Source organism: Polyangium jinanense (assembly GCF_028435265.1).
Classification (GTDB): domain Bacteria; phylum Myxococcota_A; class Polyangia; order Polyangiales; family Polyangiaceae; genus Polyangium; species Polyangium jinanense.
The window spans coordinates 15,185-33,281 of record NZ_JAGTJK010000055.1; the positions used below are offsets into that span (position 1 = coordinate 15,185).

Consider the following 18,097-nt stretch of genomic DNA (forward strand, 5'->3'; position numbering starts at 1 on the left):
CCTGGTAGGCAGCCCTGATGAACCTACGAACGATCCTTCCTCACGTATTTCTGTTCCTCGTCCTCGCCGTCCCGGTCGTCGCCTGCGACGAAGGCGGAAGTGGAACCGGCGCGGGCGGCGGTGGCCAGGGTGGCAGCGGCGGCCAAGGCGGTAGCGGTGGGCAGGGCGGGGCGGGCGGCATGTCCACGTCGAGCTCGAGCTCCGCGAGCGGCGGATCGGGCGGCGCGGGCGGCACCGGTGGCGCGGGCGGCGCGGGCGGCGCCGCGTTCGATTGCTCGAATCTGCCCCTTTGCGACGATTTCGAGGCCGCCACAGCAGGCGAAGCGCCGGATCCGGCACGCTGGGCGGTCGTCATGCCGAACTGCATGGGCTCCGGCACGGCCGCCGTCGACGCGACCCAGGCGCACAGCGGCAAGAACTCCGTGCTCGTGACGGGCAAGGGCGGTTATTGCAATCACGTCTTCATCGCGCATACCGCGGCGTTCGCGGAGCTCGGCGACGTGGTCTATGGCCGCTTCTACCTGCGCATGTCGGACGCGCAGGGCGACGGCCACACGACGTTCATGGCCATGCGCGACGAGAACGACGGCCCCAAGGATCTCCGCATGGGCGGCCAGAGCAAGATCCTCATGTGGAACCGCGAATCCGACGACGCGACCTTGCCCTCGCTCAGCCCCACGGGCATCGGCATGAGCGTCGCGCTCACGGCGAATCAATGGCGCTGCATCGAGTTCCAGGTCGACGGCGCCGCGGGCGCGATCCGGACCTGGGTCGACGGCGCCGAGGTCCCGGGCCTCGTGATCGACGGGACCCCGACGCCCGACGTGGACCAGCAATGGCTCACGCAGAAGCCGAACTGGAAGCCGAACGTCACGGATTTGAAGCTCGGATGGGAGAGCTACGCCGGCCAGGACATGAATCTCTGGTTCGACGACGTCGCCCTCGCCACGACCCGCATCGGTTGCCAATAGGCGGACCGGCTCAGCGACCCTGAGCCGCTTCGCCGCGCAGCACCATGCACGTGCTGGCCAGCCGGCATACGAGCGCCTTCTCCTCGTCGACGATGTCGCATTCGATGTACCCGAGCGACCGCGACCGCTTCACCATCCGCGCCTCGGCGCGCAGGCGCGATTTCCATACGGGCTTGAAATAATTCGCTTTGAGCTCCACCGTCGTGAAGCTCTCGCCCTCCGCGAGCGTGCTCGCCATGGCGAAGCCCATCGCGGCGTCGCCGAGATCGACCAGCACGCCGCCGTGCATCGTGCCCATCGGATTCGCGTGTTTGCTCGGATCGCCGACCAGCGTGAAGACCGCCGAGCCTGCGCCCACGTCGACGAGCTCGAAGCCGATCAGCTTGGCGATCGGCGGCGGCTCGGCGCCCTTCAGGATCGCCCGCATCTTCTTCATCCAGGGGGTCTCTTCGGTCGTCGTCATGATTCGTCCTTCTCCGAGGCCTTTTGCTCGGCGCGATCGAGGGCGGCGTAGGCGAGCGCGCGGCTCGCGGTGAGAATGGCGTCCGAAAGGGGCGTCCCCTCCGTGGCGCGGGCGAGGCTCAGGCCGCCGACCATCAAAGCGAAGAGCCCGAGCGCGAGCTGCTTGCCGCCGATCGGCCCGGCCACCTCGCCGAGCTCCGCGGCGAGCGACTCGACCTCCTCGGCGAACGCCTTCTGATAAGGCGCGCCGAGCACGGAGATGTCGCTGAGCGTGGCGGGCAGCGGGCAACCGGCCTCGGGGTTGTCACGGTGCGAGCGGGAGAGGTAGCGGCGCAGGATCCACGTGAGCCGTTCCTTCGCCGTCTCCCCGCGCGACTCTTGTACGAGCTCGGACCAGTTGTTCCGCAGCGCGTCGCGCAGGGCTTCCTCGAAGAGCGCCTCCTTGCTCTCCCAGTGCCCGTAAAAGCCGCCGACCGTGAGCTTCGCGCCCTTCATGACGTCGGCCACCGACGGCAGCCTGAGGCCTCGCGTGCGCAAAAGACGCGCCGCCGTGAGCCGCAACGTCTCGTGCGTGCGCTCCCAGCGATCGGCCTTGGAGAGGGGCTCCTTCTTCATGCATGATGAATGTCATATGACATTCATCATGTCAACCTCGCGGGCAGGAACCGAGCGAGCGGCCGTCAAGGGCGGCGGCGGCGGCGCACGGCGGACACGAGCGCCGCGCCGCCGAGGAGGGCGAGCGCTCCGGGCAAGCTCGACGCGCCGCTGACGGCGCATCCTCCGCCGCTGTCCCCGTTTCCGTTCCCGTTTCCGCTCCCGTTTCCGCCTGCACCCGCGGCCCCTCCTGCGCCTCCTGCGCCCTCGCACCCCGGTGGCGGCGGCGGGCAGGGCGGGGGCGTACCCGCGGTCTTCGAAACCTGAAGGTAACGTTCGACGTTCACCTGCTCCGCCGCCGCGCCCACGACGAGATCGGCCGCGAGCGCCGGACGCGAGAGCTCCGCGTACATGCGCGTCACCCACAGATTCTGGTCGTCGATCGTGCCGTACAGTTTGTCGAGGTCGGCCTGGCACTCCTCCAGCGCGGTCGGCCCTGCGGGATCGTCCCCGTATCCGCTGTTCGCCGGGTCGTTTTGGGCCGTGTTGAGGAGGCCCTCGGCGAAGTACTTCGAGAAGGGCGCGGCCGTCTCGATCAGCCACGCCTTGCCGCCGGACGCGTCGAAGTTGTTTTGCCGGAGCTCTTTGTAGTTGCTCGATTCCGTGTCCCAGTTCCACACGAGATCCGAGACGCCGATCTCGAAGCGCGGGAAGTTCTTCGGCTCGTACCGGCCTTCGCCCATCACCCAGAGGGAGATCGGGGTCGTGGCACCCGTCCCCGCGGCGACCATGCGCAGCGGCAGAGAGAGCGACGCGCCGGGCCCGGTGACACGCACGGGGCGCATCGCGTTGACGCCCTGGCCGGGCACGAGCTTGAGCGCGAGGAAGTCGAACCCCTCCTGCACGTACGCGTTGATGATCGGCGCGATGTCGGGCGGGATGTTGTAGCCGTTCATCGTGAGCCAGTTCGTCAGCGCGTTCGGGTCTTGCGACTTGAGCTGTACGGTCGCGTAAGGCCCCACGACCTCCTCGGCGATGACCACGACGCCGCCGCCGCCCGTGCTGCTGCTGCTCGCGAAGCCCACGCCCCCGTCGAAGCCGCCGAAGCAACCCGGCGGCAGCGTGCAGGTGATGGTGGGCGAGAGGATCTCCACGCGCGTCCACTGATCGAGCATCCCGAACAGGGCGTCCGACGAGAGCCCGACCTCGACCTCACCCTTGATGGGCAGCACCCACGCGAAGGACGAGGGTTCGCCTGCGTAGGTGATCTGATCCCAGAGGGTCGTCTGCTGCTGGGAGATCGAGAGGATCATCCGGTGGCTCGAGACCTGCGTGGACTCGGATTGGCTGATGATGCAGCCGCCGCAAGCCTCTGCATCACCCGCGCGAAGGACGGGCGCGGCGAGCAGCGGGAGGGACAAAACGAGAGCACGAAAGAGCTTCATCGCGACGTCTCCAAGGCAAGAGGTCCGCACGGCGTCGTCGACGCCGCCTTGACAGGACACATGATGATTATCATATGATGAACGTCATACGAAGGGAGCGACCACATGGGAACGAGCTACATCATCGACACCGCACGGACGCCGCGAGGGCGCGGCAAGGCTGGGAAGGGGGCGCTTTCGGGCGTCCACCCGCAGGAACTGCTCGCGCAGGTGCTCCGGGCGCTTCCGCAGCGTACCGGATTTGATCCTCGCGAGGTCGAAGACGTGATGGCGGGCATCGTCTCGCAGGTCGGCGAACAAGGCGCGAACCTCGCCCGCAACGCGGTGCTCGCAGCAGGGTGGCCTGAGGAGATACCAGGCGTGTCGCTCAACCGCTTCTGCGGCTCGGGCCTCCAGGCGGTGAACTTCGGCGCCATGGCGGTCGGCTCGGGCGCGATGGACCTCGTCGTCGCCGGCGGCGTGGAGAGCATGTCGCGTGTCCCCATGGGCTCCGACGGCGGCGGGCAGGACGGCGGCAACCTCGAGCTCCGCAAGCGCGTCTTCCAGGTCCCCCAGGGCATCAGCGCCGATCTGATCGCCACGCTGGAAGGTTTTACGCGTGAGGACATCGACGCCGTGGCCTTGCGTTCTCAAAAGAACGCGGCGCGCGCCATCCAGGAGAAGCGATTCGCGAAATCGCTGATCCCGGTGACGGATCCGAAGACGGGCGCGACGCTCCTCGTGCAGGACGAGTTTCCCCGGCCGAACACGACGGCCGAGGGGCTCGCCGCGCTCGAGCCCTCGTTCGTCGCGCTCGGCAGCGCGGGGGCCGGTCCGAACGGCGAGACGCTCGATCAGATCGCGCTGGCCGCATACCCGCAGGCGAAGGAGATCCGGCACTTCCATACGGCGGGCAATTCGAGCGGCATCGTCGACGGGGCCGCGGCGGTGGTGCTCGCCTCGGAGCAGTACGTGAAGGCGAAAGGCGTGAAGCCACGCGCCCGGATCCGTTCGATGGCGACCGTCGGGACCGAGCCGCTCATCATGCTCACGGCGCCCACGCCGGCGAGCCTGAAAGCGCTGCGCGCCGCGGGCATGGAGGCGCGTGACATCGACCTGTGGGAGATCAACGAGGCCTTCGCGGGCGTCGCGTTGCAAACGACGCGCGCGCTCGGGATCGACCCGGATCGCGTGAACGTCAACGGCGGCTCCATCGCGCTCGGCCACCCGCTCGGCGCGACCGGCGCGATGCTGCTCGGCACCGCCCTCGACGAGCTCGAGCGTCGCGACGCGCAAACCGCGCTCGTGACCTTGTGCATCGGCGGCGGTCAGGGCATCGCCACGATCCTCGAACGGGTCTGAGGTTCAGCCTTTCGCCCGCATTCGATCCGCGATCGCCCGCACGTGCTGCGGGCCCGTCCCGCAGCACCCGCCGACGATCGTCGCCCCTGCCTGGATCCACGCTTCCGCGAGCTCCGCATAAAGCTCCGCTCCGCGCGCAGCCTCCCCCCAACCAATGCCCTCCTGCACGGCGCCCGCATTCGCATAAACACCGAAAGGAATCCCCACCTCGGCGAGTTTTTCCACGTACGGCAAGGTCCGGGTCGCCTTCGTGCAATTGATGAGCACGGCGCTCGCCCCCCGCTCCGCGGCTTCCCGCGCGCCCGCGAGGACCTCCGCCGGCGTCAGCAAATCCGCATCCGGCCCCGCGGTGAACGCCACCCACACGGGCAAACCCGTCCGCAAAGCCTCCTCCACCGCTATGAGCGCCTCGCCGACGTGCGGGAACGTCTCGCAGAGGATCAGATCCACCCCCGCATCCGCGAGCACCTCGCAAAGCTCACGGTGCTCGGGACGAGGGTTCGTCGGGGAGAGATCCGGCCTGTAACAATCCTCGAGCGGCGCCACGCTCCCCGCGATCCGATGCCCCGGCGGCACGCTCTCCCGCGCGATCACGACCGCCCTCCGCGCGAGCTCCTCCCAGCGCTCGCCCGCGCTCCTCCGCTTGGTCCGGAACGTGTTCGCCGTGTGCACCGTCGCGCCCGCCGCCGCGTAGTCGCGATGGATCGCAGCCACGACCTCAGGCGCGCGATCGAGCGCGAGCGCGCTCCAGAGCGGCGCGGGCGTGGGCACGCCGCGCGCGGCGAGCTCCGTTCCCATCGGTCCGTCGAGGATCGTGCACATCGCGGGGCGCATCTCGGCTTAGGATGGAGCCAAAGGCGCGCCGCGGGCAGTGCCGCGGCCGGCCCGACCTCCACGATGAGCGCACCTGCCCCGAAAAACGTGCCCCGCCATGCGACCCATGGCTACCACACGATGCTCGTCGTCATGGGCGGGCTCCTCCTGCTCCTGGGCGTCTTGAGCCTCGCGCTGTTCGTCCTGTCCGGGCTGCCTTCCGCGGGGAGCATGATCCTCGTCTCGGTCTGCGCCGTGCTCGGCGGGGTGTTCGCCTTCTTCGGTCTCGTCGGTCGCCGGGTCGGCGCGGGGGTGCAGGTCGTCAACACCTCGTTCGACCTCATCAACCGCGGCCGCCTCGCCGAGGCCGAGGCGCACCTCGATCTCGTCGAGCAGGGCCGCCCCGCTCCCCTCATGACATGCGTCGCTGCCGTGCAGCGTGGCCTCATCGGCATGCGCAGGGGCGACATCCCGGCGGCGCTCGCCGCGCTCGATCGAGCCATCGCGACCCCGCACGGCGTCCTCCACCGCGCGCAGATCCGGATCCAGATCGCGGCGGCCCGCGCCATCCGCGCCTTCTTGCGCGCCGCGAGCGGCGATCGCGCGGGCGCGCGCGAGGACATCGACGTCGTCCGCGGAAGCCCCGACGCCCTGCCGCAAGCGCTCGGTCGTGCCGCCCTCGCCGAGGCGATCCTGCTCGAACGATCGGGCGATCGCGACGCCTTGCGCGAGCACCTCGTCACGCATCACGAATTGCTCTTCGACGCCACCGATCGCCGTGAGCGCACGATCGTCCGGGCCTTCCAGCGCATGCTGGAGACGACCGCGACGAGCGTGTATCGCAAGGGCGCGAAGCGTGACGCGGACAGCGAAGAGCCGCCGCTCGCCGACTGGATCGCGCAGGTCGTGCCCGAGGCCGCGCCGTTCGTCGAGGTGGGCGGTGCACGCCCGGAGAAGACCGGCGAGCTGCCCGCGGCCGAGGCCACCGAGGCCGCGAAAAAGGCCGTCGCGGAGGCGCGCAAGGCGGCCGAGAAGAACGCCGCGCCCAGGAAGGCCGTACGCAAGGTCGGCCGGGTCGTCGTGCTCTGGGCCGCGCTCGTGGCCGTGTTTGTCGCCGTTTATAACGCGCTCGCGCCCTCGGGCGCGGGGAGCGGGGGCGGCTACGAAGACGTCCCCGAAGAGCCGATGGATCCGATCCTCCCGTTCGGCCTGATCTTCCTCGTGGTCTTCGCCGTGCTGATCGGCACCCGTGTCTACTGGTTCCTCCGGGCGCGCAAGGAATCGCAGGGTCTCTTCGCCGCGCTGAACCTCGTCGCCAAGGGGAATTTTGCCGAGGGCGGCGCGGCGCTCGAACGACTCACGTCGAGCCGCCTCCCGATCCTCGCCGCGCAGGCCGAGCACGCGCTCGCGCTCCTCGCCGAGAAGCAGAGCGATCTTCGGGGCGCCCTCGATCGCTGCGATCGTGGCCTCGCGCGGCTCGTGAAGTACGCGATCCGCATCTCGGCCTCCGACATCCTCCTGCCCGATCTGATCAGCGAGCGCGCCTTCCTCCTCGCGGCCATGGATCGACACGCGGAGGCCGAAGCCGAGCTCGCCTCGTTGCCCCCGGCGTACCCGTACAAGAGCCGCGCCCTCTTCCGCGTGCGGCTGCTCTCGCGCATCCGGCAGGGCGATCTAAAGGGCGCCGCGGAGCTCGCCACGCGGGCGGGGCTCGATCTGCCGCTCTCCGCGCGCGACGAATTGCTCGTCGATGCCGTGCGTGCCGCGACGAACCCGGAGACGGCCGGCGCTGGAGAGATTCCGCGGATCAAGCGCGAGCTCCGCACGTACGCGCCGATGCGACGTTGGATGGAGACCGTCGCACCGGGCGCGCTTACCGCGCTCGAACGGACGCCTGAGGACACGCCCCTCGAAGCGACGAACGATCGAGACGCGCGTGCCGAAGAGGAGGCCCTCGCCGAAGCCGAGGCGGCGCGCGCCGCCAAGCGTGAGCTCGTGGTGCCTTCGTGAACCTGCGCGGCGCCGGCGCCCTTCTCGCGGTTGTCCTGGCCGCACATCCCGCCGCCGCCTCCGGCCCCGACCTCGGTCGTTTCACGCCCACGGGATACGTCGAGGGGTTTTTCCAGTACAACCTCGGCGCGCCGTCGAATGGAATCACGCATTACCGCGGCTTCGACAACCGGCACGCCTCGTTCACGCTCGCCAACGTCGCGCTCGGCGGCGACTGGGAGCGTGGCGCGGCGAGCGCGCGGACCGTCTTGCAGATCGGCCACACGCCGAACACGTATTACCTCGCCGAACCCTCGCTGCCCGGCGCGCCCGGCACCTCCGCAAGTAATGCGGAGACGACCTGGAAATACCTCCAGGAGGCGCACGTCGGGTATCGCATTCCGATCGGCCGCGGCCTCACCGTAAAAGCCGGGCTTTTCCTCTCGCCCATTGGCATCGAGGGCATGGCCGTCAAGGACAACGGCCATTTTTCGCGCTCGAACCTCTTCTTCGGCCTGCCGTTTTACCACACCGGCGTGCGCGCCACGTACCCGCTCTCCCCACGCTTCAAGCTCACGCTCGCCGCCTACAATGGCTGGAACAGCGTCGTCGACAACAACACCGAAAAATCCGTCTCCGCGCAGCTCGCGTACGAAAACGAGCGTTTGTCCGGGGCTCTTCTTTATTTCGGCGGCGTCGAGCGCGGCGAGGGCGCGCCCGAGGGACGACCGTTTCGCCACCTCGTCGACGCCTGGGCCCGCGCCACGTGGTTCGATCGCCTCACGCTCGCCCTGCACGGCGACGTCGGCTTCGAGGTGAACCACTTCGGCCGGAGCGGCTGGGCCGCGGCCGCGCTTTACGCCCGTTTGCGCGCCGTGGGGCCGGTCCACCTCGGGGCGCGGGGCGACGTCTTCCGCGAATGGCGCGCGAGGAGCGCGCGCGGCGAGGCGTCCGCGATCTTCTGGCCCGTCCCGTGGATGGCCTCCGGCACCTTCACGGTCGACGTCCGCCCGCGCGACGACCTCGCCGTCATGCTGGAGCTCCGCCACGACGCCGCCGCGGGCGACGTGTTTTTCCGCGGCGCCGTGCGTGGCGCGGGCACGCCGGACGATCCTTTCGTCCCGAATGCCCGCGCCCAGACCTCGATCACGCTCGGCGCGACCGCCTGGTTCTGATCACTTCACGGAGACGGTGTCGAAGTACGTGAACTTCTTGCCCTTGACCTGCACGATCACGATGGGCTTCTCGGCGTTGCGGTTCGCGTCGATGGTGATCGAGCCCGTCGCGCCCGGGAAATCCTTCGTCTCGGCGATCGCGTCGCGGATGGCCTCGGGCGTATCGCCCTTCGCGCGGCCCATCGCGTCGAAGAGCAGCATCGCCGAGTCGTAGCCTTGCGCCGCGAGTGCGCTCGGCTCGCGCTTGTACTTCTCCACGTACTTCTTCACGAACGTCTGCGAGCTCGGCGACGGCATGTCCGGGGAGAAGTGGTTCGTGAAGTACGCGCCCTCCATCTCCTCGCCCGCGTCGGTCACGAGCGAGTCCGAGTGCCAGCCGTCGCCGCCGACGAACATGTTCCCCGGGATCCCCGCGGCCTTCGCCTGCCGCGCGATCGGCACCATCGCGTTGTAGTAGACCGGCGCGTAGATCACCTCGGGCTCGGCGCTCTTGATCTCGTTCAGGTACGTCGTGAAGTTCGTCTCGCTCTTGAGGAAGCTCTTCTCGGCCACGATGGTCATGCCGAGCTTCTTCGCCTCGTTCTTGAACTCGTTCGCGAGCCCCGACGAGTAGAGGTCGTCCGAGGCGTAGAGCAGCGCGAACTTGTTCTTGTTCAGCTTGTTCTTGACGAACCGCGCGCCCATCTGGCCCTGCACGTCGTCCGTGAAGCAGACGCGGAAGACGAACGGGCCGACCTTCGTCACGTCCGGGTTCGTCGACGAGGGCGAGATCATCGGGATCTTGTTCTTGTTCGCCACGATGCCGGCGGCCTTGGAGCGCGACGACGCGACCTCGCCGAGCAGCGCGACGACCTTGTCGCGGTTGATGAGCTGCAGGACCTTGTTCGAGGCCTCCTGCGGGTTCGACTTGTCGTCCTCGAAGAGCACGCGGACCTTCTTGCCCTTCACGCCGCCCTTCGCGTTGATCTCCTCGACCGCGAGCTCGGTGCCCTCCTGCGTGTCCTTGCCGAACTGCGTCTCGGCGCCGGAGAGGCTGAGGTAGGCGCCCACCTTCCACTCGTTCGAGGCAGGCTCTGGGCCCACGCCACCGTTTTCCTTCTTGCCGCATCCCACCCCGAGCGCCGACAGCAAACAAAGGCCGGCCACAGTCCCGATCCAACGACGTCGTCCGAGCATGGTCCTCGCTACTCCCTGCGGCGGAGCATGCCACAGGCTTGACGCCGCGGAAACTACGCAGCCACGCTCTCTCTACTCGCGGGGGGCGCTGACGGCAGGCGAACCCGGCATCTGATCCACGAGGTCGCCTTGTCTTCTACCGATCGCTTCGAGAAGCCCACCGGGCGCAGCTCCACGACCTTCGCGCCCCCCGCTCCCGCGGCGGGCACGCGGTTCTCCGTTTGCCAGGAGATCTCCGTGCTCTGGGGCGATCTCGACGTGATCGGGCACGTCAACAACACGCGCTACTTCGCCTGGTTCGAGGAGGCACGGCTCGCCTACCTGCGCTTGATCGGCGTCGACATGTCGAGCGACGCGACGCAGAAGGCTGTGCTCGCCTCGACCACCGCCGACTTCCTCCGCCCTGTCTTCTGGCCCGACACGGTGCGCGTCGAGGGCAGGACGACCCGCCTCGGCCGCACGAGCCTGACCATGGACTACCGCGTGACCTCGACGTCCCAGCAGGCCATCGTGGCGACCGGGAGCGCCGTCGTGGTGCTGGTTGCCTCGAGCACGAACCGGCCCGCCCCCATCCCGGACGTGATCCGCGACGCGATCCGCAGGATCGATCCGGACGCGCGCGACACGCTCTGATCGCTCGGGCATCCAAACGTTGGACGTCCAAAGGTTCGACGTCCGACGGTCACGCGCGAGCGGGGCGCGCCGAGGGTCGGCCCAACGCTCACAGGCACCTCCGGAACGGCATCCCCTCCACGTTCGGCGAGGCACCGCCAGCGTTGGTGCACGTCGTTCCATTCGGACAGACGCCGTCGGCCGTGCAATCGCGGCTGCATTTGCCGCTATTGCAATGCCCGAACACGCATTGCGTGTCGTTCGCGCAGGCCGCGCCCACCTCGCCCGCGCCCGTGGGCAGGCAGAGGCCGATGCGCCCGCCCTGGATGTTGCCCACGGCCGTACAGGAATAACCAAAGGCGCAGGCGCCCTGATACCGGCACGAATTCACGCACGCGTCGCCGGCCTGGCCCTGGAACGTGACGGACGAGGCGCAGTTCACGGCCGGCGGCGGCGGGATCGTGAACGCCTGGAAGTTCATGTGCTGGGCGTCGTTGCAGAGGTTCACCGCGTTGCCGAACGGATCACAATGCCATTCCGTGGGCACGCTCCCGCCGGGCATCGGACCGTACACGTCGGGCGGCCGCGTGCAGAGGCCGTTCGAGCAGGTCCAGGGCGCGAGCAGCGAGGCGCGCTGCGGGCAATCGGCGTTCGTCGTGCACGCGAGCGTGCAGGCCCCGACGAGCAGCGAGCTCGTATCACACGCGGCGGGCACGATACACGCGGACGTGTTTCCGGATTCGCAGTACGCCTCGGCCTTCACGCAGACCTTCGTGGGCGGGTTGCCGACGGGCATGCACCCGTATCCGTTCGGGCAATCCGATCCCGTCGCGCACGCCACCGTGCAATACCCCGGGCCTTCGAGGCAGCCGAAATTGCAGGTCGAGGCGTTCGCGCACGCCTTCCCCACGTCGCTCGTCGTGCAATATTTCTCGGCGCCCACGGCGCTGCAGCGCATCCCGCTCGGGCAGCCGCCGTCCGCGATGCAGGCGCGCGTGCAGCGCTTCGGCCCGTTCTTCCACATCGGCTCGCACGTGAGCCCCGCCTCGCATTCGCCGTCGGCCGCGCAAAGATCGAGCTCGCCCTTCGTCGGCCCGCCGCCCCCGCCCCCGGAGCCGCTCGAAGCGCTGCTCGACGATGCGCTGCTGCTCGAGGACGAGCTCGCGCCGGACGAAGCGCTCGAGCTCGTCGCGCCGCCCATTCCGCCGGTGCCGCCCATGCCGCCCATGCCGCCCACGCCGCCCATACCGCCGGAGCCGGGCCCGGCGCCGCCCTGGCCCTCGTCGGGCAAACACTGCCCGGCATAACACCGGAATCCGGCCTCGCAGTCGCGCTCGGTGTCGGCGCACTCGCGCTTGCACTCGCCGGCGATGCACGCGCCCTCGATGCAGTCGCTGTTGATCTCGCAAGGCGTCGCGCTGGCGCACCCGGACTCCGTGGTCGCGACCCCGAAGATCGAAGCGGCGAGCGTGACGATGGACAGAAAGGCAAACGAGGTCGTCCGGGCGTGACGCATGATCGCCGACGCTATCACAAGCCGAGCCCGTGCTACAAAGCACGGCATGCCGGACCTCCGAGGGTTCGCCCGCGTCGCGCTCGCCGCCCTCCTCCCGCTCGTGCTCCCCGCCTCCGCGTCCGCTGGTTTCGAGGACCTCGCGGGCACGAAGCCCGGAGAGCTCGGCCAGGGCAGCCTGTTCGAGGGGGCCGACGGCTGCGCGTTATGCCATGGCGGTGGTCACGACGGAGACCGCACGTACCTGCCGCACGACGGGTGGGCCGGCACCATGATGGGAAACGCTGCGCGAGATCCCATCTTTCGCGCGGCGCTTTCGATCGCGAACCAGGACGAACCCGGCGTGGGCACGTTTTGCTTGCGTTGCCATTCTCCGATCGCGTTCGTCCGGGGACACGCGACTCCGCCGGACGGGAGCGCGTTCGATGCCGTCGACATGCAAGGCGTCGGCTGCGACACCTGCCACCGCGCCGTGCCCTCGGGCCCGCCCGAGGCGCCGTATTACCGCGGCGATGCGCAGATCGTGTACGACGACAACCTCGACAAACGGGGCCCCTATGCCGACAGCGTGGCAGAGGTGCACGGGACGGCCGAGGATGTCGCGCTTTCGAGCTCGGCGTTTTGCGGGCAATGCCACCAGGTGACGAACCCCGGGCGGCGATTGCGTGACGCGGACGGCGTGGAGACGGCCCTCGCGTTTCCGCTGGATACCACGTACGAAGAATGGACGCAGAGCGCCTATGCCCAGCCGGGCGGGCAAAGCTGCGTCGATTGCCATACCCGCCGCACGTCGGGACGATTCCCCGTCGCGACCGTCCCCATCGCGCCGCTTCGCACGGACCCGCGGGATCACGTGTTTGCCGGCGGAAACCTCTTCGGCATTCGCGCCGTCATGGCCAAGGACCCCGCGCGCGCCGCGGCGTTCCCGGACGCCTTCGCGCTCGCCCTCGCGCGTACGGAGGAGACGCTCGCCGCGGCGGCAAACATCGACATCACGAGCACGCCCGCCTCGGCGGCGCCCGGCGAGCCATTTGCGGTCACGGTGCGCGTGGAGAACCTCAGCGGGCACAAGTTCCCGACGGGGTATGCGGAGGGCCGCCGCGCGTGGATTGCGCTCGCGCTCGTCGATTCGACGGGGGAGGAGACGTTTCTGCTGGGCGGATACGACGCGGCGAACGGGGAGATCGAGGCCTCGCCGCCGACGCGGGTGTACCGCGCGCAGCATGGGCGCTGGAATGGATCGGCGGCCGAGCCGGGGGAGGACCTCGCGCGGCACGACATGATCGTGTCGGATACACGCATTCCGCCGAAGGGGTTCGTCCCGACGACCACGACGCGACCGACGGGCGAGATCGATTACGGAGACGGCGCGGGAGGCGTACGCTCCTGGGACGAGGCGACGTTCACGGTGACGGCGCCGGCGGGGGTGACGGGAGAGAGGACGCTTTCCGCGCGGGTGCTGTATCAACCGATCACGCGGAAATACGTCGAGCATCTGGCGGAGGCCAACGCCACGGATTCGAGCGGGCAGGAGCTCCTCGCCATCTATGAATCGGTAGGCGCATCGCCGCCGTTCGTCGTCTCGAAGGCCGAGGTCGTGATCGATTTCGGAGGCGGAAGCGGCGGCGGAGGCGGCAGCGGAAGCGGAAGCGGAAGCGGGCCCGGGGCAGGGGAGGGATGCTCGTGCGGCCTGGCGGGACAGTCCGAATCAAAGGGGCTTCCTGCGGCCTTCGGGCTCCTCGCGCTCGCGCTCCTGGGTTCAGGTGCTCGCGGGCGTCGACACCGGGGGCGTGAACGCGGGGAGCGATTCCACGGTCGGAGAGCTCGGCGCGCCACTCTCCGCGGCCGCGCGGCTTCCTGATCCGGGGGCAAACGGGATCACGTTCACCAAAAGCTCCTCTTCGGTCATCGTCTCTTCGGCGTGGCGGATTTGCCGCAAGAGCGCCGCGTTGCAATAGCTTTGAACCGTCATGAGAGCGCCGAGCGTCCCGCCGAGCCCGCGGTCGGGGTGGTTGGGCAGGTCCGGGAAGCGGGAGAGAATGCTCTCTGCGCCCGCTGCGGCGTAGCGTTCGAGCTCGCTCTCCTGGTGCTCGACGGCCGCGGCGATCCGCGTGAGCGCGTCCGCGATGCGACGATGCCGGTGATCGAGGTCTGCGAGGAGCTGCGCCCGGTCTTCCTCGTTTGCGGCGAGCTGCGCGCGCGCCGCTGCATGCGCCTTTTGTTCGGCCAGGAAGCGAGATGCGAGCTCGCGTTCCCGGTCGAGGATGCGGGAGCGGTCGTCCGAGAGCGCGCGGATTTTTGCGTCCGCGCGTCGCTGCAAAAAGATCGGCAATGCGAGGGCCAAGCTCGCCATCACGAGCGCGAAGATCCACGTGAGAGTTGATTCCATAAATCCCCTCCGAGAACAGCGATACATGCCAAATGAAGGGCGACGAGCCCGCGGAGCACCCACAGGAGGTACCCCGCCCGGGCCTCGTCGGAAGCGAAGAACGGAATCGCAGGAAAAGCGCACATCGGGATCGCGACGATCGCGACCGAATGCCATGGACGCGGCGGCTCACGAAGGCGAGCCCATGACACGAAAGCGGTTATTTCACCGCCGAGCGCGGCGAGGTGGATGGCGCCGGCGTACGGAAACCATGCGCGACCTTTGAGCGCTGGGTGAACGACGATGGGGAGGATCGATGCTGCAAGCCACGCGAGCACGATCGGCCAAGGGTTGCTACGTCGGAACGTCCAGCGAACCCACGCGAGGATCCCAGCGGGCCACGCGAGATAGATGGAGCGTTCTACGTTCAGGAGGACGAGTGTTTTGCGGCTCAAGACAGGTTCGATCTCGGGCGACGGGATCGCGCGCACGATGAAGTCGTGCAGAACGGACAGCCCGAACCACGTACACCAAACCAAAGCGAGGACGTACGCTGCTTGTCGCTCCGGGGAGGCTCGCCGGGCATACGCGTACACGAGGCAGAGCACGCAAGCCACCCCGTGCAAAACTGCGGACGCCAGAGCAAGGCTCACGTGGGGGGCTTCCCGACCGGCGGGTTCGGCGGGGTCCACATATCCGCGGACAACCCCTCCCGAGCACGAATCGCGTCGAGGTCGACGTCCTGCGGTGTCGGGAGCCCGGCGAAGCGCGCCGCGACGACGTGGAGGAGATCGAGCCCGGAGATCGGTCCCAGGCCGGCGCGCTGCCGCGCCTCGTTCTCGTGTTCCGCGAGGCGGTCATAACGTGCGAGCAGCTCGGTCGGGAGTTGGACGGTTTTTCCAGGGATCATGGAGCGACGGTACGACAAACCCTCGCGAGACGTCAAGCCCACGGGCGCCGTCGTTCACGCGCGGTCGCGCTCACGGGCCCTTGCGTTGTGCTTCGAGCTTGTCCCGGAGCTCGCCCAGGGACTTGATCCAATCGCGGTAGAAGCTCGGGGACGGCTCCTCGTGCGTGGGTGGTTCGCTTTTCGCGTGCGCTTCGCGCCGTCGCTCGAGCTCCGCATCGAGCCGCTGCTCGAGCTCCGCGAGCAGCGGTTCGACCACGGCGAGGCCCTCCTCGGGCTTCCGGTTGAGCCCGCAGGACTTTGCGTACATATCTGTCATCCTGCATTGTTCTCCGAAGTCCCTGAAGCCCAGGTGAACCAGCTCGTTCCAGGCATCCCGGCAGGCCTCGAAGGGTTGTTCGAGGCCACAGGCTGCCGTGAGAATATTTTCGGCAACTACTTGCCTCACTTCGAGCACGAAGGGCTGGAAGGCCTCGGCTTCGCCTGCGCGCGCTACGATATCCGCCTCCACCCGTCGGTAGTCGGCGGCGACGTCGGCGAAGCTCCGGTCCCACGATCTTGCGTACGTATTGAAGACGGCGCGGCGTGCCTCCCAGAATGTATCGTAGAGCTCGTCGATTCTCTCTTCTTCCGGGGTCGGCTGGTACGCCTCGTCCATACGCCGCGTGATTCGGCCCGGGCTGAGCTCTCCCCTTTGCTGGGCAAGGAGCTCGTCCCGGAGGTCCCCCAGGTGCTCGATCTCGTTTTCGTAGAAACCCGTAGGGCGCTGCGTCGCCCTGGCTTCTTCGCGCAGTCGTTCGATCTCGGCGAGGAGAGGCTCGAGCACGGCGAGCCCCTCCTCGGGCTGCTCGTCGTACGCGCAGCAATCCGCGTAAAACCAGGAGTGCATGCATCTCGTGTGAAAGTTCGTGAAGCCGAAGCGAACGAGATTGTTCCAGGCCTCCCGGCAGACGTCGAAGGAGGGGTGATGGCTATGCGCTGCACTCAGAATTGCTTCCGCAATGCGTCGCCTCGTTTCGAGCACGAAAGGCGCGTTGTCGTTCATTCGCGCCACGAACTCCGCCTCGACCCGTTGGTACTCGCGCACGGCGTCGGTGAAGTCACCCTTGTGCGTCTGGAGCCACGCTTGATCGATGGCTTTCGCGAGAGCCGAGAACTGCGCCCCCGTGTCTTCTTGCTGCGTCTTCATTGTCGTTCTAGCGCTTCCATTTAGGTAGCCAATATTCACATGATCTGCCATCGACTTGCTCTGGCCATTGGCCCCTCTGTGCATTGCAGACCCGACGGCAGTACTCGCACATCGAGGACCCTTCGATATCGCCGGACTGATCCGCGAGATCGGTCCCGAGACAGTCCGTCCTCCTTTTATTACAGCTCTCCTCCCACCTCGGCCTCTTCTGAATCGTCTCCGCAATATCCTTGCTGAGCTCCAGCTCAGCGGCCATCACGATGATGACAGGACCCACTTCGATGACGAGGTCGGCGAGGGCGATCGCCACCGCCACGAGCACCCCGGGGTGCCCAACGAGCCCACGCTCGCCCGCCGCCTGCCCATTCGCAGGAGCGGGCGACTCGGACAGGCGCAGCTTGCGCAGCCTGAGGAGGTCCTCCGGCACCGTCATGGCGCGCAGCGCGAGCCGCGTGCACCCCGCGAGATCCGCGTGAGGCACGCCCTTCGACGCCACATCGACCACGCGGCCCTCCTCGTCGACCTTCACCGCGTAGTCGAACACGTAATATCCCCCGCGAAGATCACCACCGAACTCATCCACGCACGCTCGCAGGCGCTCGGCGGTGGCACCCGGCACACGTGGGCCCTCGCTCGCCGCCGGATAGGTGATCTTGGCCCCGCAGCCGAGCGGCACGAGCGCCAACGTCGCGCAGCCGAGGAGCCCGAAGGGGAGGAGGGGGCGCACGCGGTAGAACGCCATGAGCGAGATGCGATCAGAGCTCTGGAAATACGTCAACGTGGTTCGGGTGCACCATCACCATCCGCCACGCGGCCGACGCTCCACCCCCCTCGCCCTCCTCCTCGACCATGTCCCGAAGACCCCCAGAACCCCCCGGACGTGTCCTGTCCAATGACCCGCATGCTCCCCAAACCCCTGGCGCGCCTCATGCCGGATGACCCGCGTGCTCCCCAAACCCCTGGCGCGCCTCATGCCGGATGACCCGCATGCTCCCCAAACCCCTGGCGCGCCTCATGCCGGATGACCCGCATGCTTCCCAAACCCCTGGCGCGCCTCATGCCGGATGACCCGCGTGCCCTCCAAACCCCTGGCGCGCCTCATGCCTGATGACCCGCATGGCCTCTTCACCCGCCGTCCCCCTCCTCCCCGATGACGCCCGCGGGGCCCTCGTGGGCAAGCTGAAGGATGCCGCCGAGCGCGCGCAGAAGGCAATCGAGGCGAACGACGGCGCGCAGATGGGCTGGTCGAAGGAACGCTCCGAGGAGCTCGTCGCGAAGGGCCGATTGCGATTGGAGCTCGAGCGCGTGCACCGATCGCTCGGCGCGCTTTTCCCGGGGCAACGTGATTTCGTGGAATCGTTCTTCCTGAAAGGCGAGAAGCCGAGCGAAGGGACGAGCGAGGACGAGGCGACCGGGACGAACGAGGAGCCGTGATCCGGGCCGCACGACGCTGAACCGCGGCTTCCTTGGCTTCCCTCCACCTGACACTTCTTCACATCCGGAAGATCGTTCGCCGCTCTCGTCCGTAAGAGGTCGGGCCGC

General features: G+C 68.3%; 17 protein-coding genes. 7 read left to right on the forward strand and 10 right to left on the reverse strand.

What is annotated here, in order from left to right:
• Positions 1-17 precede the first annotated feature (17 nt).
• Positions 18-971 (forward strand): hypothetical protein, encoded by a 954-nt coding sequence (locus KEG38_RS46090; protein ID WP_272427160.1) that lies wholly within the window; start codon positions 18-20, stop codon positions 969-971.
• A gap of 10 nt (positions 972-981) precedes the next feature.
• Here KEG38_RS46090 and KEG38_RS46095 read toward each other — a convergent pair whose 3' ends face one another.
• The 3 genes from KEG38_RS46095 to KEG38_RS46105 form a co-directional block, all read right to left on the reverse strand.
• The gene (locus KEG38_RS46095; RefSeq protein ID WP_272427161.1) at positions 982-1,434 is read right to left on the reverse strand and encodes a PaaI family thioesterase; all 453 of its coding nucleotides are present in this window, start codon (positions 1,432-1,434) and stop codon (positions 982-984) included.
• Positions 1,431-2,048: a TetR/AcrR family transcriptional regulator gene (locus KEG38_RS46100; protein ID WP_272427162.1), complete on the reverse strand. Its 618-nt coding sequence runs from the start codon at positions 2,046-2,048 to the stop codon at positions 1,431-1,433. Before KEG38_RS46100 ends, KEG38_RS46095 begins: the two co-directional genes overlap by 4 nt.
• Before the next feature lie 65 nt (positions 2,049-2,113).
• A complete protein-coding gene (locus KEG38_RS46105) occupies positions 2,114-3,472 on the reverse strand; it encodes a DUF2330 domain-containing protein (RefSeq protein ID WP_272427163.1) in 1,359 nt (452 codons plus the stop codon).
• Between the two features lie 105 nt (positions 3,473-3,577).
• Between KEG38_RS46105 and KEG38_RS46110 the strand changes: the two genes are divergently transcribed.
• Positions 3,578-4,813: an acetyl-CoA C-acetyltransferase gene (locus tag KEG38_RS46110; protein ID WP_272427164.1), complete on the forward strand. Its 1,236-nt coding sequence runs from the start codon at positions 3,578-3,580 to the stop codon at positions 4,811-4,813.
• Between the two features lie 3 nt (positions 4,814-4,816).
• On the opposite strand, the gene KEG38_RS46115 is transcribed toward KEG38_RS46110, so the two are convergent.
• Positions 4,817-5,647 carry a homocysteine S-methyltransferase family protein gene (locus KEG38_RS46115; RefSeq protein WP_272427165.1) on the reverse strand — a complete coding sequence of 277 codons (831 nt, stop codon included), beginning with the start codon at positions 5,645-5,647 and terminating at the stop codon, positions 4,817-4,819.
• A 63-nt stretch (positions 5,648-5,710) separates the two neighbouring features.
• Here KEG38_RS46115 and KEG38_RS46120 point away from each other — a divergent pair, with 63 nt between their 5' ends.
• Both KEG38_RS46120 and KEG38_RS46125 read left to right on the forward strand, forming a co-directional pair.
• On the forward strand, positions 5,711-7,636 hold the full coding sequence (locus KEG38_RS46120) for a hypothetical protein (protein ID WP_272427166.1): 1,926 nt from the start codon (positions 5,711-5,713) through the stop codon (positions 7,634-7,636).
• Positions 7,633-8,790, forward strand: coding sequence for an outer membrane beta-barrel protein (locus KEG38_RS46125; protein WP_272427167.1), 1,158 nt, complete (start codon positions 7,633-7,635; stop codon positions 8,788-8,790). The genes KEG38_RS46120 and KEG38_RS46125 overlap by 4 nt, the downstream gene beginning before the upstream one ends.
• On the opposite strand, the gene KEG38_RS46130 is transcribed toward KEG38_RS46125, so the two are convergent.
• Entirely contained in the window at positions 8,791-9,936 is a 1,146-nt protein-coding gene (locus tag KEG38_RS46130; protein WP_272427168.1) for an ABC transporter substrate-binding protein, read from the reverse strand. It abuts the gene before it with no gap.
• A gap of 159 nt (positions 9,937-10,095) precedes the next feature.
• On the opposite strand from KEG38_RS46130, the gene KEG38_RS46135 reads away from it, so the two are divergent.
• Positions 10,096-10,599 carry an acyl-CoA thioesterase gene (locus tag KEG38_RS46135; protein WP_272427169.1) on the forward strand — a complete coding sequence of 168 codons (504 nt, stop codon included), beginning with the start codon at positions 10,096-10,098 and terminating at the stop codon, positions 10,597-10,599.
• Positions 10,600-10,687: 88 nt separating this feature from the next.
• On the opposite strand, the gene KEG38_RS46140 is transcribed toward KEG38_RS46135, so the two are convergent.
• Positions 10,688-12,094 carry a hypothetical protein gene (locus KEG38_RS46140; RefSeq protein WP_272427171.1) on the reverse strand — a complete coding sequence of 469 codons (1,407 nt, stop codon included), beginning with the start codon at positions 12,092-12,094 and terminating at the stop codon, positions 10,688-10,690.
• Positions 12,095-12,140: 46 nt separating this feature from the next.
• On the opposite strand from KEG38_RS46140, the gene KEG38_RS46145 reads away from it, so the two are divergent.
• Positions 12,141-13,952: a hypothetical protein gene (locus KEG38_RS46145; protein WP_272427173.1), complete on the forward strand. Its 1,812-nt coding sequence runs from the start codon at positions 12,141-12,143 to the stop codon at positions 13,950-13,952.
• On the opposite strand, the gene KEG38_RS46150 is transcribed toward KEG38_RS46145, so the two are convergent.
• The 4 genes from KEG38_RS46150 to KEG38_RS46165 all read right to left on the reverse strand — a co-directional run bounded on the left by KEG38_RS46150 (position 13,851) and on the right by KEG38_RS46165 (position 17,333).
• The gene (locus KEG38_RS46150; RefSeq protein ID WP_272427175.1) at positions 13,851-14,480 is read right to left on the reverse strand and encodes a hypothetical protein; all 630 of its coding nucleotides are present in this window, start codon (positions 14,478-14,480) and stop codon (positions 13,851-13,853) included. The genes KEG38_RS46145 and KEG38_RS46150 overlap by 102 nt on opposite strands.
• A gap of 628 nt (positions 14,481-15,108) precedes the next feature.
• Positions 15,109-15,369 (reverse strand): hypothetical protein, encoded by a 261-nt coding sequence (locus KEG38_RS46155; protein ID WP_272427177.1) that lies wholly within the window; start codon positions 15,367-15,369, stop codon positions 15,109-15,111.
• 70 nt (positions 15,370-15,439) lie between these two features.
• A complete protein-coding gene (locus KEG38_RS46160) occupies positions 15,440-16,606 on the reverse strand; it encodes a hypothetical protein (RefSeq protein ID WP_272427178.1) in 1,167 nt (388 codons plus the stop codon).
• Positions 16,563-17,333: a hypothetical protein gene (locus tag KEG38_RS46165; protein WP_272427180.1), complete on the reverse strand. Its 771-nt coding sequence runs from the start codon at positions 17,331-17,333 to the stop codon at positions 16,563-16,565. Before KEG38_RS46165 ends, KEG38_RS46160 begins: the two co-directional genes overlap by 44 nt.
• Positions 17,334-17,671: 338 nt before the next feature.
• Here KEG38_RS46165 and KEG38_RS46170 point away from each other — a divergent pair, with 338 nt between their 5' ends.
• On the forward strand, positions 17,672-17,989 hold the full coding sequence (locus KEG38_RS46170; RefSeq protein ID WP_272427182.1) for a hypothetical protein: 318 nt from the start codon (positions 17,672-17,674) through the stop codon (positions 17,987-17,989).
• Positions 17,990-18,097: the final 108 nt, after the last annotated feature.